The following is a 20,469-nucleotide window of genomic DNA, read 5'->3' on the forward strand; positions in this document are numbered from 1 at the left end:
AGTGTTCCACGGCCCGTAGCATGGTGAATCGTGTCGTCCTCCTCCCCAGCCCCCCGTCCCGGTCCGATATCCGGCGCGGCCCCGCTGTCGCTGTGCGCCCGTGAGCCGCACGTGCCCGCGGACCGGCTCGTAGCCGAGATGGTGCCGCCGCCGCGGTTCGACTCGGTCCGCTTCTCCACCTACGTCCCGGACCCGGACCAGCCGAGCCAGACCGAGGCCGTGCGCGTCCTCGAGGGCTTCGCGGCCGGTCTCGACGCGGCGGCGGGCGGCTCGGGCCGGCGCAGGCTGTTCGGCTTCGGCACGGCGCGGAAGAAGGCCCCGGCGGGCCCGCGCGGCGTCTACCTCGACGGCGGCTACGGCGTCGGCAAGACCCACCTGCTGGCCTCCCTGTGGCACGCCACCCCGGCCGAGCCCTCCCGCAAGGCGTTCGGCACCTTCGTGGAGCTGACCAACCTGGTCGGCGCCCTCGGCTTCCAGCAGACCGTGAAGACCCTCTCCGGGCACCGCCTGCTGTGCATCGACGAGTTCGAGCTGGACGACCCGGGCGACACCGTGCTCGTCTCCACCCTGCTCGGAAAGCTGGTCGAGGCCGGCGTGGCGCTCGCCGCCACCTCGAACACGCTGCCGGGCAAGCTCGGCGAGGGCCGGTTCGCGGCGGCGGACTTCCTGCGCGAGATCCAGGGCCTGTCGGCCCACTTCCGCGCCCTGCGCATCGACGGCGAGGACTACCGCCACCGGGGCCTGCCCGAGGCGCCGGCGCCGTACTCCGACGAGCTGGTGACACGGACGGCGCACGCGATCGGGGGCGCCTCGCTCGACGCCTTCCCCGACCTGCTGGACCATCTCGCGCGGGTCCACCCCAGCCGCTACGGCGCCCTGACCGACGGACTCCGCGCGGTGTGCCTCACCGGTGTGCGCCCGGTGCCGGACCAGTCGACCGCGCTCCGGCTCGTCGTCCTCGCGGACCGGCTCTACGACCGTGAGGTGCCGGTACTCGCGTCGGGGCTGCCGTTCGACCGGCTGTTCGGCGAGGAGATGCTGAAGGGCGGCTACCGCAAGAAGTACTTCCGGGCGATCTCGCGGCTCACCGCGCTGGCCCGCGACGCGGGACGGCTCACCGGGAACCGGTGAGCCCCACGTCGAACATCCGGTCGGATCACCCCTGATCAAGGGCGGGTTCACGCCAACACACCCTTTCTTTTCAGGCTCTCTCCGCCATGAAACACCGAGTTAACCCTGCAAAGGACTTTGCAGGGTTAATGTGCTTCTTGACCAACCGTTGACCAGGCTTTGGCGTGCGGGTGAGGTGCGAACCACTTTACGAAGCACGCATGTTCCAAGGTCCGGCGACCGCGGCCCCACCCCCGGCCCCTTGTCGTCGCTTTACCTTCGCTTCACCCCTTCGCCCCCCTTCGCCCTTCACACTCGCGCATACATCCCGTGAAGCAAGGGCCATGGGTCAGCGGAGTCCGACCTTTGTCATGCCCGTCCGACGCGTCCCCACGCGCGCCAGGAGGTACAGCCAGATGCAACCCCTCATCGACAACGCCCGTACGTTCGGACAGCGCCCTGAGGAGTTCGCCCACCTCGCCGAGGGCCAGTCCCCCGACGTCCTGTTCATCACCTGCTCCGACTCCAGGGTCGTACCGGCCCTGATCACGGGCGCCCGGCCCGGCGAGCTCTTCGAGCTGCGCACCGCGGGCAACGTCGTCCCGCCGTACGCATCCGGGCGCCCCACCGGCGAAGCCGCCACCATCGAGTACGCCGTGGGGGTCCTCGGCGTCACGGACATCGTGGTCTGCGGCCACTCCCACTGCGGGGCCGTCGGCGCGCTGGTGCGCGGCGACGACCTGGACGCCGTACCCGCCGTGCGCGACTGGCTGGCGCACGCCGCCGACGAGCCCGAGTGCACCGACCCCGGCGACCCGACGGTCGCCGAAGCCGTGCAGAACCACGTGCTGACGCAGTTGCTGCGGCTGCGCTCCTACCCGTGCGTCGAACAGCGCCTCGAGGCCGGCGAACTCCAGCTGCACGGCTGGTACTACGAGATCCATACCGGAACCGTGCACGAACATCACGCCGAGTCCGACACGTTCAAGGCGCTCTGAGGGACCGATGACCATGCTGTCGAAGTTCCCTTACCTGAGGCAGGACTTCCTCGCCTCCATCGTCGTCTTCCTGGTCGCCGTGCCGCTGTGCGTCGGCGTGGCGGTCGCCTCCGGCGTCCCGGCCGAGGTGGGCCTGGTCACCGGTATCGTGGGCGGAATCGTCACCGGGCTCATGCCCGGCAGCAGCCTGCAGGTGTCCGGCCCGGCGGCCGGCCTGACCGTGCTGGTCTTCGAGGCCGTCAGCGAGTTCGGCGTGGGCACGCTCGGCGTGATCGTGCTCATCGCCGGTCTGCTCCAGCTCGCCATGGGCTTCGTCGGGATCGGCCGCTGGTTCAGGGCGATCTCCGTCTCCGTCGTCGAGGGCATGCTCTGCGGCATCGGCCTGGTGATCATCGCCGGCCAGCTCTACGCGGCGGCGGGCCTGAAGGCGCCGGAGACCGGCATCGGCAAGATCGTCGGGCTGCCCGGTGCGTTCGCCGACGCGCTCGGCAGCACACGGGCCCTGGTCTCCCTCGCGATCGGCGCGGGCACCATTGCCGTCATCGTGCTGTGGAAGAAGATACCGAAGGGGGCGCAGGCCGTACCCGGCGCCCTCGCGGCGGTGATCCTGACCACGGCCGCCTCCCTGGCCTTCAGCCTGCCGGTCACCACCGTGCAGGTGGAGGGTCTGCTCGGTGTCATCCAGCCGCCGGGGGCCGAGGCGTTCGGCGAGCTGCTCAGTCCGGCCATCTGGGGCACCATCATCGCGTTCGCGCTGATCGCCTCGGCGGAGAGCCTGTTCAGCGCGGCGGCCGTGGACCGGCTGCATGACGGTCCGCGCACCGAGTACGACAAGGAGATGATCGCGCAGGGCACCGGTAACACGGTGTGCGGTCTGCTCGGCGCGCTGCCGATGACCGCGGTGATCGTGCGCAGCTCCGCCAACGTCGGCGCGGGCGCGAAGACCAAGGCCTCACGTGTGATGCACGGCGTGTGGCTGCTGCTGTTCGCCGCGCTGCTGCCGGCCGCGCTGGCGCTGATCCCGCTGCCCACGCTGGCCGGCATCCTCGTGCACGCGGGCTGGAAGCTCGTCCCGTTCCGCGCCGTCGTCACGCTGTGGCGGGGGCACCGGGGCGAGGCGCTGATCCTCGTGGTCACCGCCGTGTCGATCGTCGTGGTGAACATGTTCGAGGGTGTGCTGATCGGTCTGGCCCTGTCGGTCGTCAAGACGGCCTGGGAAGCCTCGCAGGTGAAGCTGGAGGTCATAGACAAGGGCGCGGGCCCCATCCAGGTGTACCTCTCGGGCAACGCGACCTTCCTGCGTCTCCCGAAGATCCTGGACACCCTGGAGTCCCTCCCCCAGAACCGCCCCGTGGAACTGGACCTCACCGGCCTCCACCACGTGGACCACGCCTGCCACACGGCCCTGAAGAACTGGTCCGAACGGCACAGCACCCCGGGCACCCCCCCGGTGAAACTCACGGAGACGCCGGTCGCGACACATTAGGAGCGCGGCTCCCTGGGCGCGGGGCCGTGCCGGCACACGGCTCCGCCGCGGGAGCGCGGACGGAGGTCCGGGGGCGGGACGGGAAGGGGCGGCGGGGCGATACCACCCCACCCGGCCCGGCCCGTCCCCGCCCTCCGCCCGGGTACGGCCCCCGCACCGAGCACCGGGCACATCGCCACAGGAGCAGACACACCAGGTCTCCGACCGGGAGGCCGGCATGGTCGAGGAGTTCCTCACCGCCACCACAACCGCCGGCGGCACGGTCTGCCTCGGGCGTCACGCGCCGGGGGAGGTCTACGCGATGGCGCGCGGTCGTCAGAGCATCGGGACGGCCGGGAACCCGGAGTGGGACGAGTCCGCCGGGGTCACCTTCTCCCCGGACGGCCGCACCACGTACGTCACCTGCTGCACGCCCGGCACGACGTCCGCCGTGCCGGGCCCCTGCCGCGGCCAGACGTGACACGGACAGCTCACCCCGGACACAGCGACGGAGTACGTCGCGCCGCGTCGCGTCGGCCGGGGCGTGGAGCAGCCGGTCCACGGTTTCGTCGGTCCCGCCCGTCCCACCGTTCCTTTCTGCAACCATGTGGTGGTACGTCAGTCCCGCGCCGTCCGCCGCGCAAGCGGTCCACCCGGACGGTGAACCGGCCGCACCGGGGTACCCGGCGCCGTATGACGGAGAAGCAGCAAGCAGGTGGTTCGTACTGGCTCCAGACCGCGCCGGGCGGTCGGCACGCCCCCCTGGCCGAGGACCTCGACGTCGACGTGGCCGTGATCGGCGGGGGCATCGCCGGTCTGTGCACGGCCCGGGAGCTGGCGCGGGCGGGCAGGAGCGTCGCGGTACTGGAGGCCGGGCGGGTCGCGGCCGGCGTCACCGGGCACACCACGGCCAAGATCTCCGCCCTGCACACGCTGGTCTACGACAAGCTGCGCCGTACCCGGGGCGCCGAGGGCGCGCGTCTGTACGCCCGTTCGCAGTCCGAGGCGATCGAGCACACCGCCCGGGTCGTGGAGGAGCTCGGCGTCGACTGCGAGTGGGAGCGCCGCAGCTCGTACACCTACGTCCGGGACGCGGACCGGGTGGAGGAGCTGCGCGCGGAGGCCCGGGCGGCGCGGGAGGCCGGGCTGCCGGCCTCCTTCGTGACGGAGACCGGCCTGCCGTTCCCGGTGGCGGGCGCCGTCGAGGTGAGGGACCAGGCGCAGTTCCATCCGCGCAAGTACCTGCTGGCCCTCGCGGACGACATCGTCGCGCACGGCGGGCGCATCCACGAGGACACCACCGTCCTCGGTCTGGAGGAGGGCACGCCGAACCGGCTGTCCACGGCGGCCGGGGCGACGGTGACGGCCCGGGACGTCGTGGTCGCCACCCACTACCCGGTCTTCGACCGGGCGCTGCTGTTCACCCGCCTCTCCCCGCGCCGCGAACTGGTCGTCGCCGGGCCGGTCCCGGCCGGTCAGGATCCGGGCGGGATGTACATCACCCCGGAGGAGAACACGCGCTCGGTGCGCACGGCTCCCTACGGCGAGGACGGCACCCGCCGCTTCCTCGTGATCACCGGTGAGCACTTCACGCCGGGCACGGGCGACACGCGGGCCCGCTTCGACCGCCTCTCCGCCTGGGCCCGCGCGCACTTCCCCGGTGTGGAACTCACCCACTCCTGGGCCACCCAGGACAACGACCCCACCGACACCGTGCCGCTGGTCGGTCCGCTGCACCCGGGCGCCCGGCACACCTACGTCGCCACCGGTTTCGGCGGCTGGGGCATGAGCGGCGGCATGATGGCGGGCCTGCTGCTCACCGCGCAGATCACCGGCGGGGAGTGCGCGTGGAGCGAGCTGTACGACCCTCGCCGGCTGGCCTCCGCCGTGCGTGAGGCGCCGTCCTTCCTCAAGCACCAGGCGCAGGTGGCCAGGCACTTCGTCGGCGACCGGCTGCGCCCGGCGCCGCCCGCCGAGGCGCTGCCGCCGGGCGAGGGCGCCGTGGTCCGCACGGAGGGCGGCCGGCTCGCGGTCTACCGCGACGAGGACGGCACCCTGCACGCCGTCTCCGCACGGTGCACCCACATGGGCTGCCTGGTGGACTTCAACGCCGCCGAACGCGCCTGGGAGTGCCCCTGCCACGGCTCCCGCTTCGACACGGACGGCAAGGTCATCCAGGGCCCGGCGACACGACCGCTGGAACGGCGCGACATCTGAGCGGCGGGGGCGGGCACCCACCCGGGTGACGCGGGGGCCGGTTCTCCGGCGCAACGGCAGGAAAGCCGGAACGGCGATCATATTGTCGTACGGTGATCACTCTCGTACGCCGAGCAGCCGCCGTATGCGTGCTGGCCACCTCGCTCGCCGCCTGCGCCACCACCCGCCCCGCCCCGCAGGCGCCCCGCCCCGCGCCCTCCGCGCCCTCCATGCCCTCGGCCCCTGCCACCCTCGTCGCGGGCCCCTCCGGCCTGACCCCGGTCTTCCACCACGGCCCGCGCACCGGTGACCGGACGGTCGCCCTCACCTTCGACGCCGACATGACCGCCGACCAGGGTCCGAGAGCGGCGGCCGGCGAGCGCTTCGACCACCCGCGGCTCATCGCCGCCCTGCGCACGCTGAAGGTGCCGGCCACGGTGTTCGTGACGGGCCGCTGGGCCGAGGAGTACCCGGACCAGGTCCGCTCCCTCGGCCGGGACCCGCTCTTCGAGGTCGCCAACCACTCCTACAGCCACTACGCGTTCACCGGTGACTGCTACGGCCTGCCGACCGTCTCCGCCGACCGGATGCGGGCGGACGTGGAACGGGCGTACGCGGTGTTCCGGAAGGTGGGCGTGCCCGATCCGAAGCCGTACTTCCGCTTCCCCGGCGGCTGCTACGACCGTACGGCGCTCAAGGCGCTGACCCCGGCCGGGGTGACGGCCGTGCAGTGGGACGTGGTGGGCGGCGACGCGTTCGCCACGGACGCGGAGGCGGTGGCCCGGCAGGTGCTGGACGGCGTGCGTCCCGGCTCGGTGGTCGTCCTGCACTGCACCCGCAGCGCGGCCCCGACCACGGAACGGGCCGTACGGAGAATCGTCCCGGAGCTGCGCCGCCGGGGCTACCGCTTCGTGCAGGTGTCCGACATGATCGCGGCGGTGAACGGCCGGGGCTGAGCCGCCCTACGCTGGAGTCATGAGCGACACCGACAACGACTACTGCCTGATCGACGTCGCCCGGCCGCCCCAGGCCGACGGCCCGCCGTACGCGGCGTGCGTGCTCTGCCGGGAGCCGACGGAGCACCCGGAGTCGTACAAGGGCGTCACGCTGTGCCCGGTCTGCGAGTGGCGGGAGGCCGAGCGCACCTCCTGCTCCGGCTGACGGCGCCCCCGCGCGGGTTGGCAGACTGTCCCCCGTGGACAACGACCGAACCCCTTCCGCCGACAGCCCCTTCCGCCCCGACCCGGGCGCCCGCGACGCGGCACCCCAGTACGTCCTGCCCCTGGTGGTCCGCATCGAGCGGGCGGCGCCCCCGGCCCGTACGGACGCCCTGGAGACGGCGGCCCGCGCGGTGCTGGTGATGCTGGCCGACGAGCGTTCGGCCGGCGAGGGCGAGTGGGCGCGGGCGATGCGCGACTGGCAGGACGCCCGCATCCGCAAGGTGGTGCGCCGGGCACGCGGCGCGGAGTGGCGCCGCGCGGAGGCCCTCCCCGGCATCACGGTCACCGGCAGGTCGGCGGAGGTCCGGGTCTTCCCGCCCGTTCCCCTGGACGGCTGGCCCAAGGACCTGGCCCGTCTCCAGGTCTCCGGCACGGACCTGGACGACCTCGCCCCCGTCCCCCCGGCGGACCCGGCGGCCCCCGTCCTGTGGCTGAACCCCGCCCTCGGCATGTCGGCCGGCAAGGCCATGGCCCAGACGGGCCACGCCGCCCAACTGGCCTGGTGGGACCTCCCGGACGAGGCCCGCGCCGCCTGGCGGGCCACCGGCTTCCCCCTGGCGGTCCGCACCGCCGACCCGTCCCACTGGCCCGCCCTGACGGCCGGCGGCCTCCCCACGGTCCGCGACGCGGGCTTCACGGAGATCGCCCCGGGCTCCTGCACGGTGGTGGCGGACCACCCGGCGCTGCGGTGACGGGGACGGATGACGTGCGACCGAGCCGATCACCGGTCGGCTCATGGGGCGCCGCCTGCGCGGCTTCCCCGAACCGCTGCCCCGCCACACCGGACACGCCTTCGACGAAACCGACGGGACAACCGTCGAATCCGGCGTTCAGGACACCGACGACGAAGCTCCCGACGGCCGGTACTCGTACCCCCTCGTCGGCACGGACGCCACCTCGTGGGTCTCCCTCGCCCGGGCCGTCGGCGGCCGGGAAGCGTCCGTGCGCGTCCCGGGCGCCGGGACGCCGGAGCTCCGCACCGACACGCTCCTGTCCGCCTTCGCCGCCGTCCGGTCACCGTCCCGTCCGGCCCCATCCGCATCCGGCCTCACCCGCCTGCCTCCTCCCGCCCCACCGCCGGGCCCCCAGCGCTCCCCCGCCGACCACCGCCGTTCCCACCACCACGCCGGCCGCGATCACCCGTCCCGCCCCGGACTCCAGCACGGGCGCCGGAAACACCGCGGCGGCCGTCACCACCCCGGCCCCCGCACACGCGGCGGCGGCCTCCCCCCACACCCGCGCGGCCCCGCGTCCCCGTCTCCACGGCCATGTCTCACTCGTCACCAGGTACGCGACCAGCAGCACCACCACACCGGCCGCCTCCCACCACGCCGGATCCCCGAACGCCGCGATCACCACCACACCGCCCGCCAGCACGGTCGTCCGGTGCCGCAGCAGGGCGTGGGACCAGCGCGCCGACTCCAGCGACGGCCGCCGGTCCAGCGCCGGCGCCGCCCACGCCGCGAAGACGACCGCGCATCCGAACAGCACCGTCCCGCCCACCGCCGCCCACGGCCGCCACGCCGCCACGACGGCCGCCACCCCGAGCACCCGCACCGGCACGGTCCCGGCCCAGTACCGCGCGTACTCCCGGAGGGCCACCCGCGCGTCGGGCGGCGTCGCCCCGCTCACCCCCGCCCCCCGATCCGCCCCGACAGCAACGGCGCCAACGCCAGGTCCAACGACTCGCCCACGACGTGCCGCAACACCGGCACTCCGCTGTCCCGCAGGGCGAACCGCATCGCGTCCCGGTCCGCGTGCCACAACCGCAGCCCCAACTCGCCGACCGTGTCCCCGGGCTCGATATGCGGATCCCCGCTCGGGATCTCCACGACGACCGGTCGGCGGTCCCGTCCCTGAAGGTCCCGCAGCACCTTCAGCACCCGTGCGTCGCTCAGCGGAGTGAACACGTACACCAGGGCTCCCTGCGGCAGCGCGGGCGGCGGCACCCGCTCGAGTCCGGGCCCGTCGAACCGCCGGTCCTTGCGGACGTCGAGGACGCTCTCGACGATGCGGTGGAACGCCGCGTCCCCGGTCCCCGGCGCCAGCCACCGCGTGGTGCCCCCGGTCGAGACGACCCCCACCCGGTCGTGAGTGCGCAGATAGGCGCGGGCGAGCCCGGTGGCGGCCCGCACCGTCTCGTCCAGGGACGAGACCCCGGTCGCCGGATCGACGACGTCCCCGAACGCGTCGAGCAGCATCACCGTGTCGGCGGCCCGCTCGGCCGCGAACCGGTGCAGTTGCACGGCCCCGCGCCGGGTCGTCGACGGCCAGTGGATGCGCCGCTGCCGTTCCCCGGGCACCCACGGCCCCACCCCGACGACCTCGACACCCTCTCCGGCCTGCGAGGAGGCGTGCTCGCCGAGTCGCTGCGGCAGCCGTACCGGGATCGGCGTGAACCGGGCCTGCGCGGCGTCCGGGAACACCGACACCTCGGTCGCCTCGACCCGCACGGTGCGGCGCACGGTGCCCCCTGCGTCGTACACGTCGAGGTCCACCGGGCCGAGCGACCAGCGCCCCCAGCGCAACGCGGTGTGGCGCAGCGTCACCGTGGACGGGCCGACGACGACCTCGTCGAGCCGCAGGCCCGGGCCGAGGGTGACGCCGGGGTCGAGGCGGACGGCGCCGCCGTCGTGGGCCACCGAGATGCGGAGGGTGACGGTGTCGCCCTCGAAGCAGCGTTTCGGTTCGACGCCCACCGACGTCTCGACGCGACGGACGGACGTACGTGGCAGCGCGAGCGCCAGCAGCACCAGCGGCGCCGCGGCGAGCGCGAGCAGCCACGCCCGGCCGGTGAGCAGGGCGGCGGACAGGGCGACGACGGCGACGGTCAGCAGGCGCAGTGTCCGCTCGCCGGGGCGCGGTCCGCCGGGCGGCGGGGGCGGTGGCTGTGCCGGAGAGGTGCGCCCCTCCAGGGCGCGGACCACCGCGGCGCTCGGCCGCGGCGCGGGTACGGGCGGGGTCACGACCGCAGGGCGGCCGTACGCCGCGTGGACGGCGTGCCGACGCTGTCGACGATCTCCCGCAGCACGTCGTCCGCGGACATCTCGCGCACCCACAACTCCGGCCTCAACGACACCCGGTGGGCCAGAGCGGGCACCGCGAGGTGCTTGAGGTCCTCCGGAACGACATAGTCCCGGCCGTCCAGCACGGCCCGTGCGCGCGCGAGTTGCACCAGGGCGAGACCACCGCGCGGCGAGGCGCCGATGCTGATCTGGGGGTGGTCGCGGGTCGCGCCGACGAGTGCGACGGCGTACTCCAGCAGGTCGTCGTCGATCTCCACGCGCTCCACGACGGCCCGCCACGCCACGACGTCGGCCGGTCCCGCGAGCGCGTCGAGCACGGCCTCGGGCGCGGCCCGGTCGATCCGGGCCCGCAGCATCGCCAGCTCCTCCGAGGCGGCCAGATAACCCATCCGCACCCGCAGCTGGAACCGGTCGAGCTGGGCCTCGGGCAGGGAGTAGGTGCCCTCGTACTCGACCGGGTTGGCGGTCGCGATCACCAGGAACGGGTCGGCGAGCGGCCGGGTCTCGCCGTCCACGGTCACCTGCGACTCGGCCATCGCCTCGAGCAGTGCGGCCTGTGTCTTGGGCGGCGTCCGGTTGATCTCGTCGGCGAGCAGGAGGTGCGTGAAGACCGGGCCGGGATGGAACACCATCTCGCCGGTGCGCCGGTCGTACAGCGGCGTTCCGGTGACGTCCGACGGAAGCAGGTCGGGGGTGAACTGGATCCGGCGGAAGTCCAGGCCGAGCGTGGTGGCGAAGGACCGTGCGAGCAGCGTCTTGCCGAGCCCCGGCAGGTCCTCCACGAGGACGTGTCCGCCGGCCAGCACGGCCAGCATCACGAGTTCGAGGGCGTCCGACTTGCCGACGACGGCACGGCCGATCTCGCGCAGTACGGCACCGGCCTGCTCACCGACCTGCTCCGCGGTGCGGGGCGGGGGCGTGGAGGGACTCGTCACGTGGTCTCTTCCTTACGGGTGCGGAGGGTGCGTGTGCGGGGTGCGCCGAGTGCCTCGAGCCGGTCGACGAGACGGCACAGCACGTCCAGGGGGACGTCGCCGTCGGGTCCGGTCAGGGGCGGTTCGTGCCCCAGCCACGGCCACAGCTCGGGTCCGATCAACTCGGCGGCGCGTCGGGGCTGGTGGTCGAGCGAGACGTGGTGGTGCTCGGCGAGCGCGGCGGCGAACAGGCGGCGCAGTTGGGGCCGGAGCACCGCGCGGTAGTAGAGGGCGCCGTCGGGTCCCGTGGTGGTGCCCACGTTCCGTCGCCACTCGCCCATGCCCGGCGCTCGCGTCCGCAACAGCCGCACCTCGTCCCGCCGTCCGGAGTCGAAGGCGTCCGCCCCTGCGACGTACCGGGCGACGACCAGCGCCGCGACGACGAGCACGGTCACCACGGCGCCGGCCGCCTCGGGCCCGTCGAGGAGCAGGACGAGCAGGACACCGGACCCGGCGACCGCGCCGCCGGACAGCCCGAGCCGGCGCAGCGTGAGCGTGTCCCGCCCCGGAGCCGGGTCCGTGGGCCTGCTCACCGCGCGGCCTCCCGGTCCTGGAGCAGCGCGGCGATCTCCTCCAGGGCGCCGGCCGCGGCCTCGCGGTGCGGGGCGCCCATCGGGTGCGAGGAGTAACGGGCCTCGCGGAACAGCTCAGTGAGACGCGGCGCGGCCGGAGCCGGGGCGAGGCCGGCGTCGGCGGCGCGGGTGAGCAGGTCGGAGGGGCTGTCGGAGGCGCGCCGCTGCACGCCGGACGCGACGAGGGCGTCCTCCATCGCGGCGTAACAGGCGATGACGGCCGCCCGGACGTCACCGGTGTCGGCCAGGGCTCGCCGGCCCGAGCGCACGGCGGACAGGAGCAGACGCGCGTCGTCCTCCTCCGCCGGGGCGCCCGCCGGGCCGGGGCGCGTTGGCGCCGCCAGCCCGCGCCCTCGCAGTCGCCGTACGACGGCCACCGTGACGATCACGAGGACGACCGCGGCCAGCAGGCCGAGCAGGAGGTGCAGCGGCACGGACGGTCCGCTCCCCGCCTCCTCGCCGGGCGTCGGTCCGCCGAGGGCCGGCGGTGCGGGAGGCGGCTGCGACCGGGGGTCCGTCGGCGCGGCCGGCGGTGTGCTGTCGTGGTCGAACCGGTGCAGGACCAGGGCCAGGACGCCGATGACGCCCGGTCCGGCGAGCAGCAGCGGCACGGCGGCCTGCCGCAGCCGCTCCTCGCCCGGCGGCAGCCCGGCCCGGCCGGCGTCGACCCGGCGGCGAAGGCGCTTGGTGGCGTACATGCCCCCCGCCGCCCAGGCGACGGACGCCCCGATCGCGACGAAGCCCCCGTGGCCGAGCGGCCCCTTGCCGGAGTGCAGCAGCCCTTCGGCGGGCCGCAGCACGAGGGCGGCCAGGGTCAGCGCCCCGACGACCCCGGCGGCGACCACCGCCCCGGGCACCGCCCGACGCCCCTCCCTCTGCTCCATGTCGCCCCCGCTGAACGCGCTTTCTCCGAACGTCAGTTCACCACATCCTGACACAGGGCCGGCCGCCTGCCCACGGCGCGCTTCGCCGCTTCCGTGCATCCCGCCGAACGGACACTCGGCAGGCGATCCGTCTCCACTCCGTCATCACCCGCACGCCCTGACGTCGCCCGGTACGGCCGTGTGCTCCGCGGAGGCGGGGGCGCGGGGACGAGAGCGCCGCCGCACAGTGGTACCGGGCACGAAGAGCGCCAACGGGCCGGGCGGGGCCGGGGATCGACCATGAAATCAGTTAGGTCGCCTCTACTCCGTCCGGGGCCGGTGAGGAGACGACAGACGTGAGCCACCCGCAGAAGGCCTTCCACGCCGTCGAGATCGGCGACGGCGGCGACGACCGCTGGGCAGCCTGTGCGCGGCCCCTGTGGCCGCGCGCGCAGGAGTGGATGACCGAGGAGGGGCGGACGGCGGAAGGCGCCGGCCGTGCCCGGGCGCTGTTCGAGACCCACATGCCGGAGCTGGTCCCGGTCCTGGAGCGGCTCGCCCGTCGCCTCGACCGGCCGGGCGGGGAAACCTTCCTCACCCTCGCCGCCGTGCGGCCGTTCTTCTCGGGCTGCACCCAGATCGGCGCGAGCGGCACCCTGCTGCGCAACTACGACTTCGCCCCCGACGAGTGCGAAGGCACCATCGTCTCCTCGCACTTCCTCCGCCCGGTCATCGGAATGCAGGAAGGGGCCTGGGGCCTGCTGGACGGCATGAACGACGCCGGGCTGGCGGTCTCGCTCACCTTCGGCGGCCGCTTCGTCCACGGCCCCGGCTTCGCCGTTCCCATCGTGCTGCGCTATCTGCTGGAGACGTGCGGCACCGTCGACGAGGCGATCGGCGCACTGCGGTCCATACCGGTCGCCATCCCGCAGAACGTCACCCTCGTGGACTCCGGGAAGGCGGCCACGGTGTTCGTGGGACCGGACATCCCGCTGACCGAGGCGCCGGACGCCTGCGCCGCCAACCACCAGCACCTGCCGGTGCCGGACGACCAGGAGCGGTTCTCCCGGACCCAGGAGCGGCTGAGCGCCGTCCGGGCGGCGGGCGAGGACGTCGCGGCGATGCTGAGGCCACCGCTGTACCAGTACGCGTACGACGAAGGGCTGGGGACGGTCTACACGGCCCGCTACCGGCCCGCCGAGGGCCGGGTGACCTACCACTGGCCCGACGAGTCCTGGGGCCAGTCCTTCGCCGCCTTCGCTCCCGGCTCCCGCGTCATCGCGCTCGGTCGGGCCGGCTGAGCACCGGGCCGCGCCCGCACGACCCGCACGTACCCGGCCGGGCCGGGTGCCGCACGCGCCACGGCATCGGCCCGCACGGGCCCGACGTCCCGGCCGGCCGCCCGCAGGAGGAGCAGGCTCGGCACGCCGGCCACGCTCCCGTGCGTGACCGGTGCCGTACGCCGTCCGCCCGGCCGGACCCCCAGCAGCCCGGCCCGAGCTGCCCTTCGCCGCCTTCGGCGGCGCCCTGCTTCCGGAAGCGGCCCGACGGCGTGCACCGGAAGACCGGTCCGCTCGTGGAGTACGCCGACGGGCGTCCGTTCGCCTGGGCGGACGACGAGCAGAGCGAGCGCGGCCGGGCCTATGCGGCCGCCCACCGCCCCGGGGCCGGGCTGCTGCACCGCGTCGATCCGCGGATCGGGCTTGGGGAGGACGACTTCCGCGTGCTCGCCGGCTTCACCCGGCCGGCGCGCGCCCAACCTCAAATGTTCCTCTGAAGGTGGACGGGCGCGGTTCGGGGGTGTGCCGGGAGGCCATATCCCCCTCACCTACGGGGGCCGGACACACCGGTGGAGGGTGGAGGAGGGGACGATGCTGCGGCTGGGGACGGGGATCGGGTGGCGGCCGGAGATCGCGGAGGCCGTCGAGGGCATGCCGGGGATCGACTGGGTCGAGGCCGTGGCCGAGAACGTGTGTCCCGGGCATCTGCCCGAGTCGCTGGTGCGGCTGCGGGAGCGCGGGGTGACCGTCGTGCCGCACGGGGTGTCGCTGGGTCTTGGCGGGGCCGAGCGGCCCGACGAGGGGCGGCTGGCCGCCCTCGCCGAGCGGGCGGAGGCGCTCGGGTCGCCGCTCGTCACCGAGCACATCGCGTTCGTCCGGGCGGGCGGGGCGCTGACCGCCTCGTCGCCGGTCGAGGCCGGGCACCTGCTGCCCGTGCCACGCACCCGGGACGCCCTCGACGTGCTGTGCGAGAACGTCCGCATCGCGCAGGACGCGCTGCCCGTGCCGCTCGCCGTGGAGAACATCGCCGCGCTGTTCTCGTGGCCCGGCGAGGAGATGACCGAGGGGCAGTTCCTGTACGAGCTGGCCGACCGGACCGGCGTACGGCTCCTCATCGACGTCGCCAACCTGCACACCAACCACGTCAACCGGGGCGAGGACCCGGCCGAGGCGCTCGCCGGACTGCCCCTGGAGGCCGTCGCGTACGTCCATGTCGCGGGCGGGTTCGAGCGGGACGGCGTGTGGCACGACAGCCACGCCCACCCCGTTCCGCGGCCCGTGCTCGACGTCCTCACCGACCTCGCCTCCCGAATCTCCCCTCCCGGCGTGCTGCTGGAGCGGGACGAGAACTTCCCGGAAGCGCAGGAGCTGGAACGGGAGCTGGGCGCGGTCCGGCAAGCGGTCGAGGAGGGGGCGCGGCGCCGGGGCGCGGGCGCGGCGCCGGCCGTGGGTGTCCGCCCCGAGCCGCGGCGGGGCTGCCCCGGGGCCGCCCGGGAGCGGCTCGCGCTCGCGCAGACGGCGGTGCTGTCCGCGCTGGTGGCCGGGACGCCCGTGCCGGAGGGGTTCGACCGGGTGCGGATGGGCGTGCAGGCGCGGGCGCTCGCCGCCAAGCGGGCCGACGTCGTCGCCAAGGTCGCGCCCGAACTGCCGGTGATCCTCGGGGACGGATACCGGGCCGCCTTCCTCGCGTACGCGCAGACGCGGCCGATGACCGGCGGCTACCGGCGGGACGCGCTGGACTTCGCCGAGCACGTGCTGGCCGGGCGGCCGCAGGACGCGTCGGCGCGGCGCGCGTTGCGGGAGTGGTGGCTGGAGCGGTCGGGGCCGAAGCCGCGGTCGCACCGGCCGGCGGCGCGGCTGGCGCGGGCCACCCGGCGGGTGCTGCTGCGGCGTTGACCGCCGGCGCCCGGCGATCCGGGCGGGACATCACATACGCACAACACTCCGTCCCGGATCGTGAACAGGGCATGGTGTTGTCGCGGGCACGCGTTTACAAACAACTCATGTTCTGGGTCCCTCTCCTGCTCCTGGCCTGGGCCGTCGCCGGTGCGACGTGTCTGCGGCTGTGCCTGGCCGCCGTGCGCGGCGCCGACGCGGCCGGCTCCGACGCGGGGGCGGAACGCGGTCTGACGCTGTACGAGGCCGCGTTCCTGTCCGGTGGGCCCGGGCGGGTCGCCGACCTCACGCTCGTCGCGATGGCCCGTCAACGACGCCTGCTGCTGGCGCACACCGGCTGGGCCACGGTCGTCGATCCGTGCGGGCGGGACGAGATGGAGCGGTCGGTGATAGGGGCGATAGGGCCTCAGGGGCAGTCGCCCATCGCGCCGGTGCGGGCCGCCGCGGCGACCGCGGACGCCGTGCACGGGATCTCCGAGCGGCTGGTCGGCGCCGGGCTGGCAGTGCCCGACGGCGGCAGGACGACCGTCGCCGAGGCGGTGCGGCAGGTGCGGCTCGCCGTGCCGGCCGTGGGGGGACTGGCGGCGGCCGCCCTGCTCATGCCCGTCCCGTCGGAGATGCCGCGCCTGCTGGTCGCGCTGTGGTTCGCACTGCCGCTGCTCCTCACGCTGGGCTGTCTGGCCATCGCGCGGTTCGAGGTCCACCCGTACTCGCCGTGGGCCTCCCCGGCCGGTCAGCGTCTGCTGGGCACGCTGACCCGCGACGCCGGCGACGCCGGTGACGACCGCGCGTACCTCACCTCCGTCGCGGTGCGCGGCATCCGCGCGGTGGGCGAGCCGGAACTGCGCGCGGCCTTCGCCCACCGGGCGCCTCCTCGGGGGCGTTGACGCCGACACCCCGGCGTACGGTGCTTGCCTCACGCCGACACCGGGCGAAACATCCCTTTTGTCGCCACCGTGCACCGAAGGGATCGTCCGTCGATGAGAACCGCCACCGCCGTCCACGTGGCCGCCGGGTCCTTGCTGCTCACCACCCTGGCCGCCGCCCCGGCCGCCGCGGGACCCGTCGACGCCGAGCTGCGCGGCACCGCGACGGCCGCCGCGCGGGCCGCGGCCGAGGGCATCGACTTCGGCCCGTGCCCCGCCGGGCAGGAGCTGCCGGACACCGTCCGGTGCGGCACGCTGCGCGTCCCGCTCGACTACGCCCGCCCCGACGGGAAGCAGATCGAACTCACCGTCAGCCGCGTCCGGGCCACCGGGAAGGACCCCGACAACAGCAAGCGCAAGGTGCGCCGGCAGGGCTCCCTGGTGCACAACCCTGGCGGGCCGGGCGCCACCGGCATGTACTTCCCCATGATGGGCACGCTGCCCGAGTGGAAGCGCCTCGCGGCGGCGTACGACCTCGTCGGCTACGCCCCGCGCGGGGTGGGCCGTTCGGCGCCGCTGTCCTGCACGGACCCCGGGACGTTCTTCGAGGGCCCCTCGAAGGCGCCGGTCCACCCCTCGCCGGCGGACAAGCGGGAGCGCGTCGCGCGGGCCAAGGCGTACGCGCGGGGCTGCGCCGAGCGGAACGGCGACGCACTGCGGTACTACAACTCCCTCAACAACGCCCGTGACCTGGACGTCCTGCGCGCCGCGCTCGGCGAGGACCGGCTGACGTTCCTGGGCTCGTCGTACGGCACGTACTTCGGGGCGCTGTACGCCACCCTGTTCCCCTCGCACGTACGGCGGATGGTGTTCGACTCGGCGGTGAACCCGGACCCGGAGCGGATCTGGTACCGCAACAACCTCGACCAGTCGGCGGCGTTCGAGGACCGCTGGGCGGACTTCCGGGCCTGGGTCGCCCGGCACGACGGCGTGTACGGGCTGGGGGACACGGCGCGCGAGGTGCAGGCCGGTTACGACCAGGTCCGTGCGCGGCTGGCGGAGGAACCGGCGGGCGGGGAGGTCGGCCCTGAGCAGTTGCAGGCGGCGTTCCTGAAGACCGGGTACTACGACGACCACTGGCCGCACCGGGCACACGCGCTGTCGGCGTACCTGAAGGGCGATCCCGCACCGCTGGTGGAACAGGCCCGGGAGCATCCAGAGGCGGCGGCGGAGGCGGAGAACGCGCGGGCGGTGTACCTCGCCGTGGAGTGCAACGACGCGCCCTGGCCGACGGACTGGGCGGTGTGGGACCGGGACAACACCCGGCTCGCGCGCCGCGCGCCCTTCGAGACCTGGGCCAACGTGTGGACCAATCTGCCGTGCGCCTACTGGCGGGCGCCGCGGCAGCGGCCGCTGGACGTGCGCGCGGACAGCGGTGAGCTGCCGCCGACGCTGATCCTGGCGGCGGAGCGGGACGCGGCCACCCCGTACGACGGCGCCCTGGAGCTGCACCGGCGGCTGGCGGGGTCGGCGCTGGTGACCGAGCGGGACGCCGGCAGCCACGGCCTCGCGGGCGGGGCCAACCCCTGTGTGCACGCCCACCTGGAGGCGTACCTGCTGGACGGCCGCGTCCCGGGGCGGCGCGCCTCGTGCGCACCGCGCCCGGAGCCCGGACCGACGCCGGCCCCGGCGGGCCGGCGGGCCGGGGAGGACCGGCCCGCCGTCTGATCAGGCCAGGCCCGCGACCAGTTCCGCGACGTCCTTGCGGCGGCCCGTGAAGAACGGGACCTCCTCGCGGACGTGCATCCGGGCCTCCGAGCCGCGCAGGTGGCGCATGAGGTCGACGATCCGGTGCAGTTCGTCGGCCTCGAAGGCGAGGATCCACTCGTAGTCGCCCAGCGAGAACGAGGCGACCGTGTTGGCGCGCACGTCCGGGTAGCCGCGGGCCATCTTGCCGTGGTCGGCGAGCATGCGCCGGCGGTCCTCGTCGGGCAGCAGGTACCAGTCGTAGGAGCGCACGAAGGGGTAGACGCTCACATAGTCGCGGGGCGTCTCGTCGGCGAGGAACGCCGGGATGTGCGAGCGGTTGAACTCGGCGGGCCGGTGCAGCGCCATGTTCGACCAGACCGGCTCCAGGGCGCGGCCCAGCCTGGTGCGGCGGAAGAGGTTGTAGGCCTCCTGGAGCTGGTCGGCGGTCTCGGCGTGCCACCAGATCATGAGGTCGGCGTCCGCGCGCAGGCCCGACAGGTCGTAGGTGCCGCGGACGGTGACGTCCTCGGCGGCGAGCCGGTCGAACAGTTCCTGGACCTCGTCGGCGTACCCGGCGCGGTCCTCCGGCAGGACGTCCTTCAGCCTGAAGACGGACCAGAGGGTGTAGCGGATGACCTCGTTGAGGTCCTTGGCCAGCTTGCCCTTGTTCGGGATCCGGTCGGGTGCGGGGGTGGTGGCGTCGTCACTCATGTCCCTCATTCTCCCGCTCCTGCGTGGCAGCTCCGCACCGGGTCGGCGGTGAGCCGCCGCACGCCCGCCCCTCGCCCGCCGCCCCCTCGGCCGAAGCGCTGCGCGCTGCCCCTTTCGTCCTTCATCTCAGGTCGCCGTGGATCCGGTCGGCGGCGGCCTGCGCGCTCGCGATGCACGCGGGGACGCCGACGCCGTCGTAGGCCGCGCCGCACACGGCGAGCCCGGCGAGGCCCGCGAGGTGCTCGCGGACGCGGGCCACGCGCGCGTGGTGGCCGACGGGGTACTGGGGCAGTCCGTCCTGCCAGCGGGTGACGCGGGTGGCGACCGGGGTGGCGTCCAGGCCGACGGCGGCCTTCAGGTCGTGCCGGGAGACCTCCACGAGGCCGTCGTCGTCGCGGTGGAGGATCTCCGTCTCGCCGTGACGGCCCACCGAGGTCCGCAGGACGACCAGGTCCGGGTTCTCCTCGGCGATCCAGCCCCACTTGGCGGAGGCGAAGGTGGACGCCTTGATGGTGTGCCCGTCGACGGGCGGCACCAAAAAGCCGCTGCCCTCGGGCAGAGCGGTCTCCGCGCGGCGGTAGGCGAGGGTGATCAGCGCCATGGAGGCGTACTCGACGCCGGAGAGTTCGGCGGCGGCGCCGGGCGCCTCGGCGCGCAGCAGACCGGCGGCGGCCGGGGCGGGGACGGCGACGACGACCGCGTCGGCGTGCAGGACGCGGCCCCCGGCGACGACCCGCCAGCCGTCCCGCGGTTCCCGGCGCAGCTCCGTGGCCGGCGTGCCGGTGAGGATCTCCGCGCCGCCCGCCCGCAGCGCGTCGGCGACCGCGAGCGGGAGGGTGCCCACTCCGCCGGCGATGCCCGTGAAGACGGGGCCCGTCCGCGGCGCGGCGGCGGACCTGGCCTGGATCCCGCGGACCGCCTCGGTGAGGGAGGCGTGGGTGCGGACGGCCTCGAAGAGCTGCGGGACCGCCGAGCGCATCGAGATGCGGTACGCGTCGCCCGCGTACACCCCGCCGAGCAGGGGCTCCACCAGGCGGTCGACGACCTCGCGGCCGACGCGCGCCGCCACGTACTCGCCGACGGCCACGTCGTCGCCGACCTCCGTGCGGGGCAGCTCGGCGTCGCGCTCGATCCGGGTCAGCCCCTCGTCGGACAGGACGTCGGCGAGGGCTCCGGCGGTGCCGGGCACGCCCATGACGTGCCCCTTGGGCATGGGGCGCAGGGCGCCACGGGTCCACAGCGAGGCGGTGGCGGTGGCCGGCGGCTGGAGCCGGTCGGCGAGGCCCACCGCGCGGGCGAGGTCCACCGCCTCGGGGCGGCGGGCCAGCAACGACTCGGCGCCGAGGTCGACGCGCACGCCCGCGACCTCTCCCGGCAGCAGCTTGCCGCCGACCCGGTCCGACGCCTCCAGCACGGTGACCCGCGCCCCGTGCTCCCGCAGCCGGTGGGCGGCGGCCAGCCCGGCGATTCCGGCCCCGATGACGACGACGTGCCGCCCGGGGCCCGCATGTGATCCGCTCATGCCTCCCACCTTCTCAAACGC

At 74.6% G+C, this 20,469-nt stretch carries 17 protein-coding genes and 3 pseudogenes; 13 read left to right on the plus strand and 7 right to left on the minus strand.

Annotation, left to right across the window (positions count from 1 at the left end; translation table 11 throughout):
• Positions 1-30: 30 nt before the first annotated feature.
• The 8 genes and pseudogenes from zapE (at position 31) to KYY02_RS11090 (ending at position 7,681) form a co-directional block, all read left to right on the plus strand.
• The gene (gene zapE / locus KYY02_RS11055) at positions 31-1,131 is read left to right on the plus strand and encodes a cell division protein ZapE (RefSeq protein WP_371237636.1); all 1,101 of its coding nucleotides are present in this window, start codon (positions 31-33) and stop codon (positions 1,129-1,131) included.
• A gap of 395 nt (positions 1,132-1,526) precedes the next feature.
• Complete coding sequence (locus KYY02_RS11060) at positions 1,527-2,108, plus strand: carbonic anhydrase (RefSeq protein ID WP_371237637.1); 582 nt, start codon at positions 1,527-1,529, stop codon at positions 2,106-2,108.
• Positions 2,109-2,121: 13 nt separating this feature from the next.
• Positions 2,122-3,594 carry a SulP family inorganic anion transporter gene (locus KYY02_RS11065; protein WP_371237725.1) on the plus strand — a complete coding sequence of 491 codons (1,473 nt, stop codon included), beginning with the start codon at positions 2,122-2,124 and terminating at the stop codon, positions 3,592-3,594.
• Positions 3,595-3,874: 280 nt separating this feature from the next.
• Positions 3,875-4,054: pseudogene (locus KYY02_RS11070) on the plus strand (alkaline phosphatase PhoX); the annotation flags it as partial.
• 212 nt (positions 4,055-4,266) lie between these two features.
• Positions 4,267-5,790, plus strand: a complete 1,524-nt coding sequence (locus tag KYY02_RS11075) for an FAD-dependent oxidoreductase (protein ID WP_371237639.1) — start codon at positions 4,267-4,269, stop codon at positions 5,788-5,790.
• A 92-nt stretch (positions 5,791-5,882) separates the two neighbouring features.
• The gene (locus tag KYY02_RS11080) at positions 5,883-6,725 is read left to right on the plus strand and encodes a polysaccharide deacetylase family protein (RefSeq protein WP_371237640.1); all 843 of its coding nucleotides are present in this window, start codon (positions 5,883-5,885) and stop codon (positions 6,723-6,725) included.
• 19 nt (positions 6,726-6,744) lie between these two features.
• Positions 6,745-6,930, plus strand: a complete 186-nt coding sequence (locus KYY02_RS11085) for a hypothetical protein (RefSeq protein ID WP_371237641.1) — start codon at positions 6,745-6,747, stop codon at positions 6,928-6,930.
• A 34-nt stretch (positions 6,931-6,964) separates the two neighbouring features.
• Positions 6,965-7,681: a peptidyl-tRNA hydrolase gene (locus KYY02_RS11090; RefSeq protein WP_371237642.1), complete on the plus strand. Its 717-nt coding sequence runs from the start codon at positions 6,965-6,967 to the stop codon at positions 7,679-7,681.
• Positions 7,682-8,003: 322 nt separating this feature from the next.
• Here KYY02_RS11090 and KYY02_RS11095 read toward each other — a convergent pair whose 3' ends face one another.
• Genes KYY02_RS11095 through KYY02_RS11115 form a run of 5 tightly spaced genes read right to left on the minus strand, consistent with a single transcriptional unit; the run spans position 8,004 to position 12,445 of the window.
• Positions 8,004-8,621 carry a hypothetical protein gene (locus tag KYY02_RS11095; protein WP_371237644.1) on the minus strand — a complete coding sequence of 206 codons (618 nt, stop codon included), beginning with the start codon at positions 8,619-8,621 and terminating at the stop codon, positions 8,004-8,006.
• A complete protein-coding gene (locus KYY02_RS11100; RefSeq protein ID WP_371237645.1) occupies positions 8,618-9,955 on the minus strand; it encodes a DUF58 domain-containing protein in 1,338 nt (445 codons plus the stop codon). Before KYY02_RS11100 ends, KYY02_RS11095 begins: the two co-directional genes overlap by 4 nt.
• The gene (locus KYY02_RS11105) at positions 9,952-10,950 is read right to left on the minus strand and encodes an AAA family ATPase (RefSeq protein ID WP_371237646.1); all 999 of its coding nucleotides are present in this window, start codon (positions 10,948-10,950) and stop codon (positions 9,952-9,954) included. Before KYY02_RS11105 ends, KYY02_RS11100 begins: the two co-directional genes overlap by 4 nt.
• Positions 10,947-11,522, minus strand: a complete 576-nt coding sequence (locus tag KYY02_RS11110) for a hypothetical protein (protein ID WP_371237647.1) — start codon at positions 11,520-11,522, stop codon at positions 10,947-10,949. The genes KYY02_RS11105 and KYY02_RS11110 overlap by 4 nt, the downstream gene beginning before the upstream one ends.
• Complete coding sequence (locus tag KYY02_RS11115; protein WP_371237649.1) at positions 11,519-12,445, minus strand: DUF4129 domain-containing protein; 927 nt, start codon at positions 12,443-12,445, stop codon at positions 11,519-11,521. Before KYY02_RS11115 ends, KYY02_RS11110 begins: the two co-directional genes overlap by 4 nt.
• Positions 12,446-12,780: 335 nt before the next feature.
• Here KYY02_RS11115 and KYY02_RS11120 point away from each other — a divergent pair, with 335 nt between their 5' ends.
• From KYY02_RS11120 to KYY02_RS11140, 5 genes and pseudogenes are all read left to right on the plus strand, one after another.
• Positions 12,781-13,725, plus strand: a complete 945-nt coding sequence (locus KYY02_RS11120; RefSeq protein ID WP_371237650.1) for a C45 family autoproteolytic acyltransferase/hydrolase — start codon at positions 12,781-12,783, stop codon at positions 13,723-13,725.
• Between the two features lie 160 nt (positions 13,726-13,885).
• Positions 13,886-14,201: pseudogene (locus tag KYY02_RS11125) on the plus strand (hypothetical protein); the annotation flags it as partial.
• A gap of 94 nt (positions 14,202-14,295) precedes the next feature.
• On the plus strand, positions 14,296-15,600 hold the full coding sequence (locus tag KYY02_RS11130) for an MbnB/TglH/ChrH family RiPP precursor modification enzyme (RefSeq protein ID WP_371237652.1): 1,305 nt from the start codon (positions 14,296-14,298) through the stop codon (positions 15,598-15,600).
• A 107-nt stretch (positions 15,601-15,707) separates the two neighbouring features.
• A complete protein-coding gene (locus tag KYY02_RS11135) occupies positions 15,708-16,487 on the plus strand; it encodes a TIGR04222 domain-containing membrane protein (RefSeq protein WP_371237653.1) in 780 nt (259 codons plus the stop codon).
• Between the two features lie 93 nt (positions 16,488-16,580).
• A complete protein-coding gene (locus KYY02_RS11140; protein WP_371237654.1) occupies positions 16,581-18,194 on the plus strand; it encodes an alpha/beta hydrolase in 1,614 nt (537 codons plus the stop codon).
• Here the strand turns inward: KYY02_RS11140 and hemQ are convergent, their stop codons facing one another.
• Together hemQ and hemG are read right to left on the minus strand one after the other, a co-directional pair.
• The gene (gene hemQ, locus KYY02_RS11145; RefSeq protein WP_371237655.1) at positions 18,195-18,926 is read right to left on the minus strand and encodes a hydrogen peroxide-dependent heme synthase; all 732 of its coding nucleotides are present in this window, start codon (positions 18,924-18,926) and stop codon (positions 18,195-18,197) included.
• A 5-nt stretch (positions 18,927-18,931) separates the two neighbouring features.
• Positions 18,932-20,448 (minus strand): annotated as a pseudogene (gene hemG / locus KYY02_RS11150) (protoporphyrinogen oxidase).
• Between the last annotated feature and the right edge of the window lie 21 nt (positions 20,449-20,469).

Source organism: Streptomyces pimonensis (assembly GCF_041380215.1).
GTDB lineage: Bacteria > Actinomycetota > Actinomycetes > Streptomycetales > Streptomycetaceae > Streptomyces > Streptomyces pimonensis.

Coding starts and splice junctions, on each gene's coding strand:
- KYY02_RS11060 (WP_371237637.1), top strand. CDS start 1,527: ATGCAACCCCTCATCGACAACGCCCGTACGTTCGGACAGCGCCCTGAG.
- KYY02_RS11065 (WP_371237725.1), top strand. CDS start 2,122: ATGCTGTCGAAGTTCCCTTACCTGAGGCAGGACTTCCTCGCCTCCATC.
- KYY02_RS11075 (WP_371237639.1), top strand. CDS start 4,267: ATGACGGAGAAGCAGCAAGCAGGTGGTTCGTACTGGCTCCAGACCGCG.
- KYY02_RS11085 (WP_371237641.1), top strand. CDS start 6,745: ATGAGCGACACCGACAACGACTACTGCCTGATCGACGTCGCCCGGCCG.
- KYY02_RS11115 (WP_371237649.1), bottom strand. CDS start 12,445: ATGGAGCAGAGGGAGGGGCGTCGGGCGGTGCCCGGGGCGGTGGTCGCC.
- KYY02_RS11130 (WP_371237652.1), top strand. CDS start 14,296: ATGCTGCGGCTGGGGACGGGGATCGGGTGGCGGCCGGAGATCGCGGAG.
- KYY02_RS11135 (WP_371237653.1), top strand. CDS start 15,708: ATGTTCTGGGTCCCTCTCCTGCTCCTGGCCTGGGCCGTCGCCGGTGCG.
- KYY02_RS11140 (WP_371237654.1), top strand. CDS start 16,581: ATGAGAACCGCCACCGCCGTCCACGTGGCCGCCGGGTCCTTGCTGCTC.
- hemQ (WP_371237655.1), bottom strand. CDS start 18,926: ATGAGTGACGACGCCACCACCCCCGCACCCGACCGGATCCCGAACAAG.